Consider the following 19,913-nt stretch of genomic DNA (forward strand, 5'->3'; position numbering starts at 1 on the left):
ATCTTACTGAGGTTCAACTTTTTTTGTTTATGCTTGCTGAGGTGTTTGTTTTTTAACAATGATGACGAATAAACTGGCCATTGCACAAAACATTCCTGCAAGAAAAAAAGCCCATGTATAAGAGTTAAAAAATTTATAAATTAACCCTCCACCATACGCTGCAACCGCCGCTCCTGCTTGATGTGAAGCAAATATCCACCCATAGATAATACTGCTTTTTTGCATACCAAAAATTTGTCGTGTAATACTGATGGTTGGTGGCACTGTAGCAATCCAATCTAGTCCGTAAAAGATCGTGAAAATCGTTAATAAAACAAATGATCCTTGTGCAAGTGCATAAGGGAGCAATAATAGAGATGCGCCTCTTAACAGGTAATACCAAAACAATAACCACCGATTATCGAAGCGATCAGATAACCAGCCAGACGCAGTTGTACCTAATAAATTAAAAATGCCCATAAAAGAAAGGAATGATGCGGCAGTGACTAAAGGAACGCCAAAGCTAATACAATAAGAAACAAAATGAGTACCAATTAATCCGCTTGTCGATAGCCCACAAATAAAAAAGCTACCTGCTAAGAGCCAAAATGCTTTAACCTTAATCGCCTCAAATAAACCTTTAAAAGCCATAGCTATTGGATTCTTCTTTTGCTGTATTTGTTGTTCCTCTATAGCCTCCTCTTGTCCATAAGGAGTTAACCCCATATCCTGAGGTCTATTTTTTATAAAAAGCGCAATCATGAAAAACATTATGATACTAAGGAGTAACATTAATGTGATAGCCCATCGCCAAGAATAGTGTTCAATAATGATAGCTAGAACTGGTAATAAAATTAACTGGCCCGTGGCTGTACTTGCCGTTAAAATACCAACCGCTAATCCTCTGCGTTTTACAAACCAATGATTCGCAACATATGGGCTAAGGACAGTTAAAAAAAGACTTGCTCCAAGACCAATAATGCCCCCCCAAATAACGATTAGCTGCCAGGATTCACTCATCAAAAATGTTAAAGTCATTCCTAATACTAAAGTTGCCATAGCACCTAGCATCATTTTCTTTAAGCCAATGACTTCAAGCAACGCAGCCATAAATGGTCCAGATATGCCATATAAAAACAAACTTACAGCAAAGGCTAAAGCAATGGTTGAACGATCCCAGTGAAATTCTTTTTCAAGAGGGTCGATAAACACGCCAGATGATGACATTGTAATTCCTGCGACAATTATCGAGAAAAATGTGACGATTAAAATAAACCAACTATAATGAACACGCTTCACCTCAACACCTTCTTTTCTTTGATAGACTACAAAACATGTATATACATGTTTAAGTCCGCTTATTTCATTTATATGTATATACATGTATAATCATAGTAATCGTTCATAAAGCTGTCAAGAAGTAATTTCTAGTTATTGGGTGTATACTTATAATTAGTAGAATCCCCTTAAAGGAGTACTGTCGATGAAGAATCAACTTAAAAATATTGATTATACACAAATTTGTGTTTGTGCAAACCTTAGAAAAAAAACAAGGGTTGTCACACAATTATATGATAAGCTGCTACAGCCTACAGGATTAAAAGTTACACAATATTCAATGCTTGCACATATCGACCTTCAACAAGCTGTCTCAATCAGCCGTTTAGGTGAAATTTTACAACTGGATCAAACCACTATAACACGTAATATTAATCTATTAAAGCAACATGGCTATGTTGAGTTAAAGCGAGATATCAATGATGCTCGTACCAAAAAAATAACGCTCACTGAAAAAGGTTTAGAAAAGCTGCATGAAGCAGCACCTATTTGGCAAGGCATTCAAGATAGAATTATCGAGGATATTGGAACCGAAAAATATGCAGATTTCTACGATACCTTGCGAACAATGCAAAAAATTATTCAAGCCTATGACGAAGTATAAAAAAAGCGCCCACAGTATAGGGCGCTTTTTGCCATGCTCTTAATATTGAATAAGTGTTTTAATATTTAAATCGCCAAGCTTTTCGCGACCATTTAATTCTAGAAGTTCAATCAGGAATGCACAGCCTACTACCTGACCACCTAATTGTTCTACTAAACGAACCGTTGCTTCAACTGTACCACCAGTCGCTAGTAAATCATCACAGATTAAAACTTTTTGACCAGGCTTAATTGCATCATGATGCATTGTTAACGTATCTTTACCATATTCAAGACCGTAGTCTGCACTAATTACCTCACGTGGTAATTTACCAGGTTTACGAACAGGGGCAAAGCCGATTTCAAGTGCATAGGCAACTGGACAACCGATAATAAAACCACGTGCCTCAGGGCCAACAATAATTTCAGCGCCCACTTCTTTTGCATATTCTACGATTTGGTCTGTTGCATATTTGTATGCAGGACCATTATCCATAATTGTTGTAATATCTCTGAAGGTAATGCCCTCTTTCGGCCAATTTTCAACCGTTGTAACGTATTGCTTTAAATCCATGTTATTGCTCCTCCTACGAAACGTTATTCGTCCGCTGATGTTAAACGTTCATCAAACCATTGTTTTAATTCTATATAAGGAGCATAGACAAGCTTTTGCTCCATTTCAATCTGTTCTGAACGTTGTTTGTAAGACGGTGCCTCTGTTAGTGCTTGTTTTGGAGCATTCACGTTGACAGTCGTCAGTCCACTCACCATTTTAACAAAATCAAGCTCAAAAAACACCTGTGTCATAAATTTTAGTGTATCTAATGGCCACCCCGTATGCTTCGCTAAATCTGCGATATGCATATCAAGCGGAAAGGCTGGTCGATTTTTCAAGAACTTATAATACCAAGCAAATTGCTCACGAGTAGGTAGACCACTGAAGTATTGCGAGTCAGGCATATAAAAATGAGCATAAATACGTGAAGGGGCTGTCTTCTGTAAAACGTCCTCTAGCTTTTGAACATTGTGTGGCAAGTCTAAGAGCACGATGTAATCACTTTGTTCAATATTTGAAAGGGCTGGGTCAACCAGTGTAATAGGTGCACCGATTAATGATTGATAATAGGTCATCGTTTCTGGACGAAAGGCGATAAACCGGGCCACGTCCTTCGGTACCGTATTCAGCCATCGAGCTGTTTGACGGATACCACGAATATCAAATAACTGCCATTCTGTAGTTTGGACATCCTCAATCATAAATTGGGCTTTTTTACGTCCCTGCCATTCGTTAATTTGCAAATCGCCTATAAAGGAAACTTTGATGCCATACGTTAATTCATCATGTAAATGCCCTTTGTTAAAACCAACACTATCCAATTTATCATAGCCGTTTGTTATTTCCATTTTAATATGATTCTCGCCCGCTCCAATTTTACGCATGGAGGCGATTTCTACATCCTCCAGCACATACACAGGCTTAGGGAAATCTGTGCCAAATGGTCCTAGTGTTGAAATTTCCTCAATAGCATCCGCTGAAATTTCGTCTATGCTGAGCGGTATATCAATATGCACTACAGGTGTTAATTGCTCCTCTGTTAAACAGGCTCTTGCCTGAGCATCTAAGCGAGTACGTAGTTCATCCACATGCTCTAATGATAAGGTCATACCTGCAGCCATAGGATGTCCACCAAAATGCGGTAAAATATCTCGATTTTTAGCTAGTTCATTATATAGATGAAAACCTTCAATACTTCGAGCAGAACCTTTTGCTATGCCCTTTTCGGGATCGAGTGACAGCACAATCGTTGGGCGGTAATACAGTTCAACGAGACGTGAGGCTACAATTCCTACAACACCTGCGTTCCAGCCCTCGCCAGCAACAACAAGAACTAAGGAATTGCCGATTTTTTCATCTGCTTCAATCAGTGCGATGGCTTCATCTGTAATACTTTTCACAATATCTTTGCGCTCGGTATTGCAGGCATTTAGCTTTTTTGCCAATGCGGTTGCTTTAGCATTATCCTCCGCCATTAATAATTCGACACCAGGAGCTGCTTCACCTAGACGACCAACAGCATTCAATCGTGGACCAAAATAAAAGCCAATCGTTTCTTCTGTAATTTTCATCTGCTCTGTACTGGCTATGTCACACATCGCTTGTACCCATGGACTAAGGGAACGACGCATTTCTTGTATGCCCCTCTTCACGAGATAGCGATTTTCATCCACCAACGGAACCAAATCTGCTACAGTGCCAATCGCCACAAATTCTATTAGATGGCTTGGTAGTTCACCATAAAGAGCATGTGCCAGCTTAAAGGCTACCCCTACTCCTGCTAGCTCGCCAAATGGATATTGCCCTTCTGGTATTCGGGGATGAAGAATAATATCTGCTGGTGGTAGCTCCTCACCTGGCTCATGGTGATCTGTCACAATGACATCCATACCAAGCTCCTTTGCTACTCGAATAGGCTCAATACCAGATATACCATTATCCACTGTAATGATTAACTGTACACCAGCTTCATAGGCCTCCCGAAATAGGGCTTCATGCGGACCATAGCCATGGATAAAACGATTAGGAATTTTAAAGGAGACGTCTGCTCCAAGATCTAGTAAAACATGTAACATAACGGTTGTGCTTGTCACACCATCCGCATCATAATCACCATACACTAAAATTTTCTCACCATTTTCTAGTGCTTGTTCAATTCGTGCTACCGCTTCAGCCATACCATGCATAAGAAATGGGTCATGGATATTTGCCTCAGTCATATTTAATAAGCTTTCTGCCTCAGCCGTTGTTTCGCAGCCTCGTGCTGCTAAAATTTTTGCTGCAATCGCAGAAAGTTGTAAGTCATTTTGTAATGCTTGTACAAGTGTTGCGTCAGGACGCTCCACCTGCCATCTTTTTTTCGATAGAATCATCTGCTCACTTCCTTACGAAAGCTATTATACCGAATTTCTATAGGTTGCGCACTATCCGTTAGATTGATAGTTTTATCCATCGATTTTTAATTTCTATTCATCACTTTTCCATTTCTTTCATCATCAAAAAAGCCTACTCTTCTAAAGAGTAGACTTTTCTAACATACCTTTCGAGGCGGCTACTAATGCTTCCACCGTTGCCAAATCTCCTTGATGCAATGCCGTCACAATGGCACTACCGACAATTACACCATCTCCCAAAGCCCCCATCTTTTTCACTTGCTCTGGTGTTGAAATACCAAAGCCTGCAAGCACAGGGATTGGACTTGCTTGACGTAAGCTTGCAAAATGCTGTTCTAAATTATCAGCAAAACGCGATCTTGCTCCTGTGATCCCATTAACGGTCACTGCATAAACAAAACCCTGACTAGCTGCTGCGATGCGTGCTATACGCTCTGGAGGGCTTGTCAGTGAGATAAGCTGTACCACATCAATGCCATATGGATTTAATGCATCACGTAACAACTCGCTCTCTTCCAAAGGGACATCTGGTACAATTAATCCCTTAACTCCTCCAGCTACACAGACTTGCGCAAAAGACTTTAAGCCATATGCTAATACTGGATTGAAATAAGTCATGACTACGAGAGGCACTGTTATTTCATCTCTAAATGACGCGAGTGTTTGCAACACTTTTCTTAATGTCACACCAGCTTTGAGTGCACGTTCTCCTGCTCGTTCGATTGTTGGACCATCGGCAACAGGATCGGTAAAAGGAATCCCTACTTCAATAGCAGTTACCTCTAATTGCTGCAGTTTTAAAATAGTTGGCTTAATGGTCTCTAGCCCTCCGTCACCTGCCATGATATAAGGTATAAAAGCTTTATGACCTTCAGCTTTTGCCTGATCGATCGCTTGCTGTAAAGTTGTCATTTTACATCCCCTCCTAGTGCTGCTCGAACTGTGTGAACATCTTTATCTCCTCGACCAGATAAGCACACAACAATGATCTGATCTTTTGACATGGTCTTTGCAAGTTTTGCCGTATAAGCAATGGCATGAGAACTTTCAAGTGCAGGCAGTATCCCTTCTGTTCGGCTTAATAATTGTAGTGCCTCCAGTGCTTCAGCATCTGTGATGGAGTCAAATTGAGCTCGACCAATATCATGTAAATAACAATGCTCTGGTCCTTTCCCTGGATAATCTAACCCAGCTGAAATAGAATGTGCTTCTTGGACAAAGCCGTTTTCATCCTGTAATAAATACATATAGGCGCCATGTAATACACCTAATTGTCCACCTGCGATGGCCGCAGCATGCTTCCCAGTTTCAAGACCACTTCCCGCTGCTTCAACACCGTATAAGGCAACTGATTCATCATCAACGAATGGGTGAAACATACCGATTGCGTTACTGCCACCTCCAATACAGGCAACAACTGCATCAGGTAAACGCCCCTCTTTTTGCACGATTTGCCTTCTTGTTTCTACTCCAATGACACGCTGAAAGTCCCGAACAATTTTTGGGAATGGGTGAGGACCTAAGGCAGAGCCTAAAATATAGTGGGTATCCTCAACATTTGTCACCCAGTAACGTAGGGCAGCGTTCACAGCATCCTTTAATGTTTTAGAACCACTTTCCACCGATTGAACCTTTGTGCCAAGCAACTCCATACGAAAGACATTTAACTGCTGACGTTTTATATCTTCTGCTCCCATAAATACAACACATTCTAGATTTAATAATGCACATGCAGTAGCTGTTGCCACACCATGCTGCCCAGCTCCTGTTTCAGCAACGATTTTCTTTTTACCCATGCGTTTGGCTAGAAGTGCTTGCCCAATCGCATTATTAATTTTATGTGCACCTGTATGGTTTAAATCTTCACGCTTTAAATAAATCTTTGCTCCATCTAGCGCCTTCGTTAAATTTTCTGCGTAATAGAGCGGTGTTTCGCGGCCAACATAGTCTTCTAAATAATAGGACAGCTCCTCTGTAAATGCAGGGTCTAGTAATGCTTGCTCATAAGCAGCTTCTAATTCAAGCAAGGCTGTCATTAATGTTTCGGGCACAAACCGACCACCAAATTGTCCAAAACGCCCTTCTTTTGTCGGTACACTATTTGCTATTGATATTCCCATCATCTGCTCCCCCTCTTTACTGCCTGTAAAAAAGCTTGTATTTTGGTAGAATCCTTGCTTCCATCTGTTTCTACACCACTTGAAACATCCACCATAAAAGGCCCTACATCCGTAATAGCCGCTTCAATATTGTCTACATTGAGACCACCCGCTAATAGTAATTTTTCTTTGGGAATCCCTACTTGCTCAAGGAGTGTCCAATCAAAAGTGTGACCACTCCCGCCTTTAAACTCTGTACCAGGCGCGTCAAATAAATAATAATCTACCTGATAGCTAGCAGCCGCTTGAACATCCTCTTTTTCTCGTATCGATAATGCCTTTATGGCGGGATAACCTTGCTCCTGAATAAATGCTGGCGTTTCCTCCCCATGATATTGCACATAATCTAAGGGCACTCGCTCTACTGCTTCCTTTAATTCGGCTGACGTTGGATTCACAAAGACACCTATTTTTAAAACACCTTGTGGTACATGCTTCGCTAACTGTTGGGCTTGCTCAATGGATACACGGCGTTTACTCGGTGCAAAAACAAACCCTATAGCATCTGCACCAGCATGAACAGCTGTTTTGACATGTTCTTGCTCCTGTAGACCACAAATTTTGACCTTTGTCATACCGATGCCCCCTCTTTACTTACTTGCAAATCTCGTAGTGCTTGCCCCGCATCTCCACTCCTCATCAAAGCTTCACCTACCAGGACACCACTAGCCCCCATCGAGGCTACTAGCTTCGCATCGTCCTGCGTCCATATGCCGCTCTCACTAATTAATACTCGATTCTCATCAAATGGAAACGCATTAGCAATTTCTCTGGTGCGCTCTAGGCTTACTTCGAAGGTACGTAAATCACGATTATTAACGCCAATTAACTTTGCATCTACCGCAAGAGCACGTTCAAGCTCTTCACAATCGTGTACTTCCACTAAAACCTCTAGGCCTAAGCCCGTTGCATAGCTATATAAATCACGTAAGGCATCGTCTGTTAGGGCTGCCACAATTAATAAAATAATGGATGCACCTGCCGCCTTGGCAAATCGAATCTGCACTCGATCAATCATAAAATCCTTACAAAGAAGTGGGGTATCTACAGCAGCAGCAACTGCTGCTAAATCTTCAAAGGAGCCTTTAAAAAATTCCTTGTCTGTTAAGACCGAAATAGCTGCTGCTCCTGCTAGTGCATAGACTTTTGCTTGAGCAACTGGGTCTGCTCCGCCAGCTATTAACCCTTTTGAAGGGGAAGCACGCTTCATTTCCGCGATGACTTGCAGTGTATGAGCTTGACACAATGATTCAATGAACGAGCGACGTGGCGTTTCTGTAAAGTTTGCTAAAGGATCTGGCTGCTCTAATAAAGCACCTACCTCAATTTTTTTTTGCAGTAATATTTTATTGAGTATATTCATTACCCTACCTCCACTTCTTTAATTTGCATGCTATATGTTACAACCGCCTCTAATTTTTGTTGTGCTCTCCCGCTAAAAATACTTTCCTTTGCCATAGCTACACCCTCTTTGATGGTTTCCGCTTGACCATAGCCAAATAAGCCGATGCCAGCATTTAATAGTACTGTATCTAAATAAGGACTCCGTTCCCCAGCCAATATTTTTTGCATAATCACCGCATTTTCATCTGCATTGCCACCACGGATGGCCTCTAAAGGGGCCATTTGAAGACCGACATCTTCTGCATTTAGGGAAAAGGGAATTAAATCTCCTTTATCTACTAAAACCAATGTATTTTGACCTGCTAATGAAGCCTCGTCTAAGCCTTGTGGTCCTGAGACGACAATGGCCCGCTCACGTCCAAGCATTTGTAAGACTGAGGCATATTCCATGACAAAATTCGGTCGATTAATGCCTGTAAATTGTGTGGATAATGGGACCGGATTTGTTAAAGGACCAACAAGATTAAAGATTGTCGGTTTTCCTAATGAACGGCGAACTTCACCAATTCTCTTTAATTTCGGATGAACATTCGGTGCATAAATAAAAGCGATTCCCTCTCGCTCTAGCAAATGGGCTGTTTGTGGGATGGAAATAGCTGTATGAATACCTAGTGCCTCTAGCACATCTGAGCTACCAGAGGAGGAAGAGATTTTACGGTTCCCATGCTTGGCAATTTTGACACCTGCCCCAGCTAACACGAAAGCAGAAGCTGTACTGATATTAAAAGTATGAAGACCGTCTCCACCTGTACCGCAATTATCCATATAGCTACCTTCTTTTACGGCTATATCAAGAGCAAAAGATCGCATAATAGTTGCTAATGCGGCTACTTCATGTGCAGTTTCTCCCTTCGCAGCTAAAGCTGTTAAAAAGCTTGCTATTTCTTCTTTAGGAGTATCATCCTGAAATAACCATTGCGCTGCCTGTAGCATTTCTTCGTACATGAGATGTGTTCCCTGCAGTACTTTCCTTTGTAATCGTTCCATTAGTTTTGCCCCCCATTGTTCACCAGTAACTGTAAAAATGCCTGTTCTTCCTCTTGCACTTGATGTAAAACGTTTTGCACATTTGTATATTTGGTAACAGTTATTGTTGCTTGCAAATGCATGGTATCCTGTTTAACTACAATAGATTGACCTGTTAAGGCAAAATCCAAATGGCCATTAAATCCAATAAAGCCGAGAGCACCAAAATAATCAGCTGCATACGGAAGCTCCGTTGCTGAAAGTGGGGATATGGTTGCTGCTAAAACATCCAGGGCATGAAGCATTGGTAAAAGCTTTCCTTCCACCCTAGTCGTCATGTGCAGTGCCTTTTTGGACCGCTGGATACGCATAGCCTCCATGACCTGAACAGAATCTCGGAAACAAACCGACTGTAATTCTTGCTGAATAGCCCTAACAAGAAGTGCATGTGATTGCCTAATGCTTTCATGGTTGTATAATTTACGTTCATTTTCTAGTTCTTCATTTTTTGTTTCTCCTCGCGGATATGTTCCCTCTGTAGGAGTCGCAATAACGCTTTCACCTTTTACTCGGATTAGACTTTCAGGAGAAGTACCTAACACAACATGATCCTCAAATTCAATATAATACATATAGGCTGCAGGCTTTTTTTTACGTAGCTGTCGATACAAAGCCAACGTATCACCTTGAAAATTGGCTACATTGCGGTTCGGCAAAACTACCCTTGTTATGTCATCATGTAGGTTGGCTTGCATTGTCTGTAAAACCGTTGCAAATGATTGGTTTGTTGTAGTATCAAGCGGTTGATAACGATAAGATGCTTCGTCACTGATATGCCCGTTTACTATTTGTTGAGCCAATTCTTCCAAATCAGGTTCCTGCTTTTCTGCATCTATATTTGTATGAATCAATGTCACTTCATCTGTTTGATGATCGAAGACAATAATCGTTTCATAGACATGGAAATAAGCATCAGGCAGTTCTATTTTTTTATCTACGAACATCGTTGTACCGCCAAAGCCTATATATCCAACGGCACCTCCTGAAAATGGAAATTGCGTCGTATTGGAAATACGTGGCATGAGGCGTTTAAGAAGAACAATAGGTTCCCCTTGATGCACGTATGTTTTTCCTGTTTTATAGGAAACCTCTTGGATTTCTTGGCCCACACCTTTATATGTTTTTCGTGGATTAGCACCAATGAAGGAAAATCTTCCAGCTCCTTCGTGTTGGGCAGAACTTTCCAATAAAAATTTATGTTTTCCCTGTAAACGCCTAAAAATCAAAATAGGTGTTAAAGAATCGCCATTGATTGTTTTCATTTTTGTTCTTGAACTCGTTATTTGCATAGCTATTTGCTCCTTTTTCAAAGATTCCTTTAGCTAATGTCTAGACGAATGCTGAATGAAAATAAAAAAGCCCTCTGCAAAAAGGATTATTCCTAATTGCAGAGGACGATTATGACCGCGTTGCCACCTCATATTAGAGCATATGCTCTCACTTTTGTGCTTTACATCATGGCTATGGTAAACCATACCTTGAAAGCACCCCTATAACGTGGGGAATCACGTTCGCTTTTTTATAAGCGACTCTCATAAGTCCATTCACATAAGCTGTAAATCAGTTTACACCAGCCACTGACTCTCTTTATTACACACTTAGGCTACTACTCTTATTCAACAATTTCTCAGCTATTCTCATCTAAACTCAGCTCATCTGTTCTGTGGCTGACCTCGCTCCCGAGATCTTCTACCTTGACCGAACAAAAAGTTAGCCTTAATTCTATGCCAATCCAATACTATTGTCAATCAATTCTGACGAAAAAAGTTGAAATTCCTATTTTATCAGAGGAATCAAAAGTAGGTATATTATCCTTCTATAAAAACTTATTGGAGAATAAGATTTCCTACGATTGAAAATTCCTTGACTATTGACCATGTAAATATATCAAGTTATATTAATTTCAGAACATCAATTTTTTCCATATAATAAAAGAAAGTAGGAAGTTTATGTCCGTTCGCAAAAAATTAAATATAGGATTCATTTCCTTAACATGTTTACTTTTTATCTCAAGCATCGTATCATTTATTCAATTTAAAACAACTCAGAATGATTTAGAAGAAGTATTAAAGCATCGGATGGTGCAAATCCAATTAACAGATAAAATCCAACAACAACTTGCTTCTCAAGGTTTATTTTTACGCTCCTATATTTTAAATAAGAAGGACGAAACAGCTAAGGCCAATTTAGATCGCTATGAAAAGTTGTTACCTGAAACAGTTCATGAACTTTCTACTATTGTTCGATCAGATTATACAAAAAATATTATGCAGCAAATCACGGAATTGCAAAAAGAGTTATTGTCAAATTCACAGAAGGCTTTACAAGCGTTTAATAGTGGCAACACGGATCTAGCACTCTCAATCATCAATAATGATGTTACAAAATACAATAAGGACATTTTTAAGTTAACAACTGAATTATTAGCTTATCACGATGAACAGCTTCAAAATGTTGACCAATCTGTTAATCAAACCGTTTCACGCGCTATTATCATTGCTATTAGCCTTCTCCTTGCAAGTATTATTATTGGTTTATATTTTATGCATATGGTCAAAGCCTCCATTGTCCTGCCCCTACGCAAGGTTATTGGAGCAGCAGATACATTAGCACAAGGTGATTTAACAATTGCTGAGCTTGACCATCAATCAAAAGATGAGATAGGTACACTTGCCAATGCAGTCAATACATTAAAACAAAATCTAGCTGGTTTAATGACTAACATTCAAGATAGTGCATCCCATTTATCGGCTGTTTCAGAAGAGCTTTCTGCTAGCACTGAAGAAGTAACTGCAACTTCCGATAATATTGCTCAACGAATTCAAAATAATGTAACACATATCACTTCTTCTGCTAGTGCCTCTCAGCAAAGTGCTGTGGCAATGGATGAAACTGCATCAGGTGTCCAACGCATTGCGGAGGCGACTCAAAGTCTTCATCACAATGCAGAAAATCTGACTCAGCTTGCCCATACAGGTGGTGCAACGATTGCAACAGCAAAAGAACAGATGAATATGATCGCACTAGCAACTTCTGATATTGCAACATTAACGCAAAAACTAAGTAAGCAATCAGAAGAAATTGGGCAAATTACAACAGTGATTACAGCAATTTCAGAACAAACAAATTTACTGGCACTAAATGCAGCTATTGAAGCAGCAAGAGCAGGAGAACATGGAAAAGGCTTTGCAGTCGTAGCGGATGAGGTACGAAAACTTGCTGAGGAATCGAATCAATCTGCCAATCAAATCGTTGCTATTACAAAAGAAATTCTAACAGATACACAAAATGTTGCAGCATCAGTAAATAATGGTTTAGCTTCTGTAAAGGATGGTGTAGCCAAAATTCATGAGGCTGGAGATGCTTTCTACTCCATCACCTCTGCTGTTGCTGCATTCACAGAGCAAATTGAAGAAATTTCTGCCACATCTGAAGAAATCTCTGCTAGTGCAGAGCAGGTTGCAGCTTCTGTCACGGAAATTGCCAATGTTTCTAACGAATCAGCAACGAATTCTCATATGATTGCAGAATCTGTTGACGAGCAAGTTGCGACCATGCAGCAGGTAAATACTGTCGCAGAAGAATTAAGTGAAAATGCGCAACAGCTACAAGGCTTAATCCAGCAATTTAAATTGTAAATACTATATGAAAAATCTGCTGCTTTTTATAAAAGGCAGCAGTTTTTTTGCATGAAAAAAGCAGAGATTAGAAAACCATATGTTTTCCATTCTCTGCTCATTATATTATACAGTAGGCTCGTCTGTACCCCATTGTTTCTTCTCTTTTTTACGTAGCTTCCCATCTGATTTTTTCATTTCACGAATTTTTAATGAGTACCAGATTTGAGCTGCGATACAGATTGAAGAATACATACCTGTAATCAAACCAATCAATAACGCGATAGAGAAGTTTTGAATAGATGGTGCACCAAAAATTAATAGGGCTACAACAACGATAATTACAGTTAATACTGTATTAACCGAACGACCCATTGTTTGGCGTAGCGATTTATTCACGATATTCGCCAATACTTCACGGTCATTAATTGTATCATAACGATCTAAGTTTTCCCGCATACGGTCAAAGGTAACAATCGTATCATTGATGGAATACCCAACAATTGTTAATACAGCCGCAATAAACGTAATATCTACTTCTAAACGCATGAAGCTAAAGACGGCAACGATTAAGAATACATCATGCAATAATGAAACAATTGCACCAATACCCATGCGCCATTCAAAACGAACTGCTACATAAATGATAATCCCTATTGCTGCAAGAGATAAAGCCTTAATCGCATTTTTTACAAGTTCCTTACCAACTGTAGGCGATACAGTACTTACAGCTGGTTCATGACCATATTTTTCGCCAGCTTCTTTTTTAAATTCTAAAATTTCTGCTTGTGTAAGGTCATCTTTATAGCGAATGACTGCTGTATTACTTTTCTCACCAGAGAGTATGATATCTTCTGATGAAAAATCAATACTATCTAGATATTTGGACACTTCTTCTTTTGTTAATGTTTGATTCGATTCAATTTGGACACGAGTACCGCTTGAGAAATCGATACCTAGGTTAAGGCGGAAGATGCCAAGAACCACTAAACCAGCCACTAGAATGGCTAATGAGAACGTATAGAATTTCTTACGGTTGTGAACAAAGTCAAATCGATCGAATTTCGTTGATAAATCTAATGTACCAATATTTTCATCTAGACTATGCTGTTTAGATTTTGCAATACCAAACCATGCAGGACTGTTGAAATAGCCACTGTTTACAAGTAGTCCTAATAGGACACGTGAGCCCCAAACTGCTGTTAAGAAGCTCAATAAAATACTAATAATTAATGTTGTAGCAAATCCTTTAACAGAGCTTGTTCCCCATTGGAACAATACTGCTGCAGCTAATAAAGTTGTCAACTGCGCATCGACAATGGCTGATAAAGATTGTTTAGAACCAATTTGGAAGGCTTGTTTAGCGGAATAACCCACTCGTAGCTCTTCACGTATACGTTCTGCCGCTAAAATATTGGCATCTACTGCCATCCCTATACCCAGGACAATGGCCGCAATACCTGGGAGTGTTAATACCGCATTAATCCAGTCAAAGACCACTAATACTAGGAATGTAAACACAACCAGTGTAATGATGGAAATAAAGCCTGGTAAACGATAGTAGAATAGCATAAATAAGAAAATAACTACTACGCCGACAATACCAGCAAAAATCGTACTTTTCAGTGCTGCATCACCAAATTGAGCACCAACAGAAGTTGAATAAATTTCATCTAGCTTTACAGGCAATGCCCCAGCATTTAAAATATCTGCTAAATTTTTTGTTTCTTCAACAGAGAAATTACCGCTAATCATAACATCTGTTGTATTTAATGTTTGACTAACTGTTGCTGCAGATGCATAGCGAGGCTTTGCTTTTTGTGATTCCGCTTTATAGGAATCGACACCCTCTTCAAAGTCTAACCATACAACCAGTAAATTTTGACCTGCGGGTTTTGCTGCAATTTTACTTGTTATATCAGCAAATTTTTTCGCATCTTTTAAAGTTAAGGATACAATCGGACGATTTTGTTGGTCAAAAGAGCCTTTAGCACCGTTAGCTTTCAAATCGTCTCCATCTAATAATAAATTATCATCAACATCACGGAATGTTAAATTCGCAGAAGTAGACAATAACTTACGTGCCGATTCCTGATCCTCAACACCAGCTAATTGCACACGAATACGATTTTTGTCCTCAACCTGAATACTCGGTTCACTAACCCCCATCGTATTTACACGTTCACCAAGTGCAGTGGATGTTGCTGTGACAATTTCTGGTGTAATTTTTTGTCCTTCTTTTAATTCATTTACCTCGTAAAGCACTTCAAACCCGCCTTGTAAGTCAAGACCAAGCTTGATGTCCTTTAAGACGCCGTTTACAGTCGTACTAATACCTGCTGCCAATAGCACGATAATCAGTAGGAATGCAACTATACGACTTTTTAGTTTCATCAATAAATCCTCCTCGAATTGGTGTAAGGGCTGTCCTTACACGCCAAACAAGTAACTAGCAATACCTTTTGAAACGTTTAATCCTCCTTTTCATCTAGAATCGTGTTACCTGTGCTTCAAAAAGGTTGCTATACTTATTTCAATCGTTCATAACGCGCAAGTTTATCTTAGTATTATTAGGTACTAGCCTTCTAAATGTCAATAAAAGCAATGAAGACTTATGTAAGTAAGAACTTATTCAAAATAAAAAAAGCGCAACACACTTATTATGAAACAGGTTGCGCTTGGTGTCAATTCAACACGTATAGGATTCTTAGAATTATTGTAAAATTTGACACATCATTGATTACGTTCTGACTGGACCAAGCAGTAATTGTAACTCGTCTGTATTGACTTCTTCAAACCAATTATTACTTTGTAAAAACTCTACTTGATTAAATGAGACGATATCAGATGGTGATACCGAAAAAATGGTAGAAATGACTTCATGTAAACGTAGTTGCTCAACTTTCTTTTTACGCCATTTTTTTTCAATACAGTAGCGCCAGAGTTCTTCGGCTGTAATAGCATTATATTGATAATGCTGGAACTCTGCTATCTTACTATCAATTGCCGGACGAATCTTTTCAAATAGTTGCTCATATTGCATACTCATTTTGAATCATCTCCAATCAAAGTCGTAACGTAAGACATGCTTGCATACAAATAGTGTAAATGAATTTTTGCGGCTTGAGAAGGGACGGATGGCATGAGTTCTTTTGTACGAGGTACATTATTTTTAATGTTTGTGATTTTTTTATCTAAACTTTTTGGCTTCTTTTATAGAATGCAATTTATGCGGATTGCTGGTGAAGAGGCTGTCGGTATTTATATGACCGTCTATCCAGCGTTTATTTTCTTCATCTCACTCATTCAACTAGGACTACCTATCGCTGTGGCTAAAATAGTGGCTGAATTACTAGCAAAAAATAAACGTGAGAACATCTTTGGTGTCATGCGTACAGCCATTCTTTGGTCATTCATTGGCATGATCATTTTTATGCCACTCGTTGCACTAACAATACCATATATTTCAACAACTCTATTACATAATGAACAGACAACATTTACACTATGGATTGCACTCTTTGCTGTACCAGTATCAGTTGGATCTGGCTTATTACGTGCCTATTTACAAGGTGTTGCAAAGATTACACCGACAGCATGGGCACAAATGATCGAACAAATTGTACGTATTAGCTTCATTACTTTAATGCTACCCTATGTGGCTAATTACAATAATGCTGCTGTCACGGCTGCGGCGGCAATGGGCATTACACTGCTAGCCGAAGTTGTAGCATTCTTGTATTTATGGCTACACTATATCGTTTCCAAAAAGAAATTATTGACACGAAAAACTAAAATTGAAGGGTATCCTGCATCACCAATGTTGCGTATTGCCCTTCCCTCTGCAGGCAGTAAGCTTTTTGGTTCTTTCACTTGGTTTTTAGAGCCGATTATCTTTTTAAAGGCTTTAACTGTGGCCGGTTTAACCGCTTCTGCTGCCACTATTTTATATGGTGTCATCTCCGGTGTTTTGGTGCCACTACTGTTATTTCCTGCGTTTGTATCAACAGCCTTATCGATTGTGCTCATTCCAGCTGTTAGTGATGCCGTCGCTCGTCAGCACACCCCGCTATTACAGGAACGAATTTCGGTGTCCCTTAGATTGTCTTCGCTAGTGGGGTGCTTTGCTGCTACGTATTTCTTTGTGCATGGAGATGAATTAGCGATGAAGCTTTTCCATTTAGAAGAAAATCGTGGGTACGTTAAAATTTTAGCACCTATTTTTTATTTTTATTATATTCAAAGTCCTCTACACTCCATCTTACAGGCAATTGGTGAGGCAAGAGCTGCCATGATGAACTCCATCTATGGTGGGCTAGGTAAACTTTTCGTGATGTTTGTACTTGCCTCTCAACCAGGTATCCAAGAAAAAGGAGCCGTTGTAGCTATTGGCTTTGGGGTATTACTAACGTCATTCTTGCATATAGCAACAGTTAGACAACGTAAAAACCTGCGTGCTGGCTTTAGAATGTTTGTCGTGCCTTATAGTTGTTTTATTGCTGTTTGCGTCGCCCAGTATTTCCTTATTCCAATACTATCACTACCATTTATTTTAAGTAGTGGTGTGACATTATTTTTGCTATTTACCTTTTTATTATTTACCAATCAGTTGCGTATTACAGATTTCCGTTACATTAAAAAATTGGCGAAGAAAGTTTAGGATTCCTTTAATTGGATATGCAGCTTATTGTCTTCCCAAATACAAAAAAATACCGTTTCACTGTCAGTAATATTATTTTTTGCTAGCTCACCCATTAGCCAATCCACATCTTTATGCATGGTAAATAAATGTCTCTCTTGGATATCACCGTCGATAATCAATGGATACACAAAGGCTTTTTCATCTTTTTTATAGACAGAAAGATTGCCTGAAGGCTCTAAATACGCAAAGGCTACATCTGTCACAGATGCAATTCCGTTTTCTCGTAATTGCTGACATAAATCATCTAAATTATAGCGGTGTTTTCTCATCTCACTCTCTAAAATAACACCGTCTTTTACTAATAAAGCAGGGTCACCATCCACTAGGTCACGTATTTTTTTGAACTTTAATGACAAAAAGGCACTTAATATTTGAATAAAGAGCAAAATAATGATAGGTAGTATGGCATTAAAGAGAGGATTTTTATAATCGTCTAGCGCAAAGGCCGCTACTTCTGCAATTAATACAAATACGACCAAATCGATGACTGATAATTCACCTACTTCTCGTTTACCCATTAAACGGAAAACGATGATGATAAACACATACAAAAAGCAAGTTCTAAAAATAATATGGTAATATTCTTCCATATAAACACCCCCATACTATCAAGGTGACCTTACTTATTGTTTTTTATACAGTTTTCAAGGAATAGTCCCTACTTGTTCGTACACACTAACATAGAGCTTAGATGCTTATCACAATAAACATGCAAACAAGGTGAGGACATGACAAAAAAAATAATCGTTTTCGTTTTTGTTTATATCCTTTTTCTTATTAGACCTTATCCTATTTACGGGTATCAAGAACAGGAAATACCTATTCTTATGTACCATCATTTAGAGGACAATATAAACAATACTACAGTTATTTCACCCAAAAGCTTCGAAAATCAAATGAAATTACTTAAAATGGAAGGCTATCAGGCCATTTCTGCTCAGCAATTATATGATTACTTAAACGACCAAGCGCCGTTACCTCAAAAGCCCGTGTTAATTACTTTTGACGATGGGTATTTTAGTAATTATGAAAAAGCTTACCCGATATTGAAAAAATATGATATGCATGCAGAAATCTTTGTGATTGCAAGCCGAATCTTAGAGATGAATGGAAACAATTACCATCCAAATGAAACAGCAAAGATGAGTTGGGATCAATTAAAGGAAATGAAGGATTATATTACAATCCAGAGTCATACTTGGGACTTACATTATAAATTACCTTCAAAAAATGGTAAACTAAATGGCGCAGTATTTGGTCCTAGTATTGTAAATGGGCAACTAGAGAGTCAGGTTGAATATGAAGAAAGAGTAAGAAATGATTTTATTCATTCAAGAAAAATAATCAAAGAAAAGTTAGGATATGAACCAATAGCAATAAGCTATCCTTATGGGATTTACTCACCCTCCACCATCAAATTAGCCAAGGAAGCTGGCTTTAAGATGGCCTTTGTCATACAAAATAAACATGTGAAAAAAGGCGATTCCCTATTTACGTTAAGCCGAATAACGATTAATGGCAATGATACTGGTGAGGCATTCATTCATAAATTAAAAACTACAACTGCAAAAAACATCTAAACACTGCCTTCTAATATTGTATAAAAAAGACTTACAATATAGCTATCGCCTATTGTAAGCCTTTTCTTCTTTGTTACTGATTGTCATTGACAATTCGTCCAATTGCTTGACGGTCAAATTTCACTCGTACATTGTCAGCAATTTTTAATGTCACTGCTGTGTCTTCAATTGCATCAATAACACCGTGTAAACCACCAATCGTAATGACTTTATCTCCACGTTGCAAACTACTTTGCATATTTTGTGTTTCCTGCTGTCTTTTTTTAGCTGGACGGATTAAGATAAACCACATTGCAACGAACATTAATAATATTGGTGCTAATCCTAATAATTGATCCATAATAGCATCTTGCCCCCTTTCCAAATCTCACTTTTTTAGTATAGACTATTCCACCATTAAAAAGCGATGGACAAGCCCAAAAATTTTCTCAATTACTAATATTTTTTCTATGATTGACAATATTTTGCTAGAAATATTCACTTTTTACAAAGTTTTGAATGATTTGCAAAACTATTGCTATTGATTATGGACATTAGGGGATGCCTAATGCCCTTTTTTTAATTTAGCGCATGAATG

General features: G+C 38.8%; 17 protein-coding genes and 1 other annotated feature. Of the genes, 4 read left to right on the forward strand and 13 right to left on the reverse strand.

Annotation, left to right across the window (positions count from 1 at the left end; genetic code table 11):
• Positions 1–27: 27 nt before the first annotated feature.
• Complete coding sequence (locus B3D98_RS20960) at positions 28–1,278, reverse strand: MFS transporter (RefSeq protein ID WP_048392111.1); 1,251 nt, start codon at positions 1,276–1,278, stop codon at positions 28–30.
• Positions 1,279–1,462: 184 nt separating this feature from the next.
• Between B3D98_RS20960 and B3D98_RS20965 the strand changes: the two genes are divergently transcribed.
• Positions 1,463–1,921 carry a MarR family winged helix-turn-helix transcriptional regulator gene (locus B3D98_RS20965; RefSeq protein ID WP_048392110.1) on the forward strand — a complete coding sequence of 153 codons (459 nt, stop codon included), beginning with the start codon at positions 1,463–1,465 and terminating at the stop codon, positions 1,919–1,921.
• A 39-nt stretch (positions 1,922–1,960) separates the two neighbouring features.
• On the opposite strand, the gene B3D98_RS20970 is transcribed toward B3D98_RS20965, so the two are convergent.
• From B3D98_RS20970 to B3D98_RS21005, 8 genes are all read right to left on the reverse strand, one after another.
• Complete coding sequence (locus B3D98_RS20970; RefSeq protein WP_004226730.1) at positions 1,961–2,473, reverse strand: adenine phosphoribosyltransferase; 513 nt, start codon at positions 2,471–2,473, stop codon at positions 1,961–1,963.
• A gap of 23 nt (positions 2,474–2,496) precedes the next feature.
• Positions 2,497–4,827 carry a single-stranded-DNA-specific exonuclease RecJ gene (recJ, locus tag B3D98_RS20975; protein WP_288585880.1) on the reverse strand — a complete coding sequence of 777 codons (2,331 nt, stop codon included), beginning with the start codon at positions 4,825–4,827 and terminating at the stop codon, positions 2,497–2,499.
• A gap of 141 nt (positions 4,828–4,968) precedes the next feature.
• The gene (gene trpA, locus B3D98_RS20980; RefSeq protein ID WP_288585883.1) at positions 4,969–5,760 is read right to left on the reverse strand and encodes a tryptophan synthase subunit alpha; all 792 of its coding nucleotides are present in this window, start codon (positions 5,758–5,760) and stop codon (positions 4,969–4,971) included.
• The gene (gene trpB / locus B3D98_RS20985) at positions 5,757–6,968 is read right to left on the reverse strand and encodes a tryptophan synthase subunit beta (protein WP_103118489.1); all 1,212 of its coding nucleotides are present in this window, start codon (positions 6,966–6,968) and stop codon (positions 5,757–5,759) included. The genes trpA and trpB overlap by 4 nt, the downstream gene beginning before the upstream one ends.
• Complete coding sequence (locus B3D98_RS20990; protein ID WP_054550039.1) at positions 6,968–7,582, reverse strand: phosphoribosylanthranilate isomerase; 615 nt, start codon at positions 7,580–7,582, stop codon at positions 6,968–6,970. Before B3D98_RS20990 ends, trpB begins: the two co-directional genes overlap by 1 nt.
• Positions 7,579–8,370 (reverse strand): indole-3-glycerol phosphate synthase TrpC, encoded by a 792-nt coding sequence (gene trpC / locus B3D98_RS20995; RefSeq protein ID WP_054550038.1) that lies wholly within the window; start codon positions 8,368–8,370, stop codon positions 7,579–7,581. Before trpC ends, B3D98_RS20990 begins: the two co-directional genes overlap by 4 nt.
• Positions 8,370–9,398, reverse strand: coding sequence for an anthranilate phosphoribosyltransferase (gene trpD / locus B3D98_RS21000; protein WP_288585887.1), 1,029 nt, complete (start codon positions 9,396–9,398; stop codon positions 8,370–8,372). Before trpD ends, trpC begins: the two co-directional genes overlap by 1 nt.
• Positions 9,398–10,726, reverse strand: coding sequence for a chorismate-binding protein (locus tag B3D98_RS21005; protein ID WP_288585889.1), 1,329 nt, complete (start codon positions 10,724–10,726; stop codon positions 9,398–9,400). The genes trpD and B3D98_RS21005 overlap by 1 nt, the downstream gene beginning before the upstream one ends.
• Positions 10,727–10,824: 98 nt before the next feature.
• Positions 10,825–11,066 (reverse strand) — a binding site (T-box leader).
• A 320-nt stretch (positions 11,067–11,386) separates the two neighbouring features.
• On the opposite strand from B3D98_RS21005, the gene B3D98_RS21010 reads away from it, so the two are divergent.
• Positions 11,387–13,075: a methyl-accepting chemotaxis protein gene (locus tag B3D98_RS21010; protein ID WP_288585891.1), complete on the forward strand. Its 1,689-nt coding sequence runs from the start codon at positions 11,387–11,389 to the stop codon at positions 13,073–13,075.
• A 105-nt stretch (positions 13,076–13,180) separates the two neighbouring features.
• On the opposite strand, the gene secDF is transcribed toward B3D98_RS21010, so the two are convergent.
• Together secDF and B3D98_RS21020 are read right to left on the reverse strand one after the other, a co-directional pair.
• The gene (secDF, locus tag B3D98_RS21015; RefSeq protein ID WP_054550034.1) at positions 13,181–15,448 is read right to left on the reverse strand and encodes a protein translocase subunit SecDF; all 2,268 of its coding nucleotides are present in this window, start codon (positions 15,446–15,448) and stop codon (positions 13,181–13,183) included.
• A 346-nt stretch (positions 15,449–15,794) separates the two neighbouring features.
• On the reverse strand, positions 15,795–16,103 hold the full coding sequence (locus B3D98_RS21020) for a post-transcriptional regulator (protein ID WP_004226703.1): 309 nt from the start codon (positions 16,101–16,103) through the stop codon (positions 15,795–15,797).
• A gap of 93 nt (positions 16,104–16,196) precedes the next feature.
• Here B3D98_RS21020 and B3D98_RS21025 point away from each other — a divergent pair, with 93 nt between their 5' ends.
• Positions 16,197–17,714 (forward strand): putative polysaccharide biosynthesis protein, encoded by a 1,518-nt coding sequence (locus B3D98_RS21025; protein ID WP_048395180.1) that lies wholly within the window; start codon positions 16,197–16,199, stop codon positions 17,712–17,714.
• On the opposite strand, the gene B3D98_RS21030 is transcribed toward B3D98_RS21025, so the two are convergent.
• Positions 17,711–18,346, reverse strand: coding sequence for a DUF421 domain-containing protein (locus B3D98_RS21030; RefSeq protein ID WP_066036504.1), 636 nt, complete (start codon positions 18,344–18,346; stop codon positions 17,711–17,713). The two genes, B3D98_RS21025 and B3D98_RS21030, sit on opposite strands and share 4 nt — an antisense overlap.
• Positions 18,347–18,484: 138 nt before the next feature.
• Here B3D98_RS21030 and B3D98_RS21035 point away from each other — a divergent pair, with 138 nt between their 5' ends.
• Complete coding sequence (locus tag B3D98_RS21035) at positions 18,485–19,336, forward strand: polysaccharide deacetylase family protein (protein ID WP_048395178.1); 852 nt, start codon at positions 18,485–18,487, stop codon at positions 19,334–19,336.
• A 73-nt stretch (positions 19,337–19,409) separates the two neighbouring features.
• Here B3D98_RS21035 and yajC read toward each other — a convergent pair whose 3' ends face one another.
• On the reverse strand, positions 19,410–19,676 hold the full coding sequence (yajC, locus tag B3D98_RS21040; protein WP_004226696.1) for a preprotein translocase subunit YajC: 267 nt from the start codon (positions 19,674–19,676) through the stop codon (positions 19,410–19,412).
• Between the last annotated feature and the right edge of the window lie 237 nt (positions 19,677–19,913).

This window comes from Lysinibacillus sp. UBA5994 (assembly GCF_002429725.1).
Classification (GTDB): domain Bacteria; phylum Bacillota; class Bacilli; order Bacillales_A; family Planococcaceae; genus Lysinibacillus; species Lysinibacillus capsici.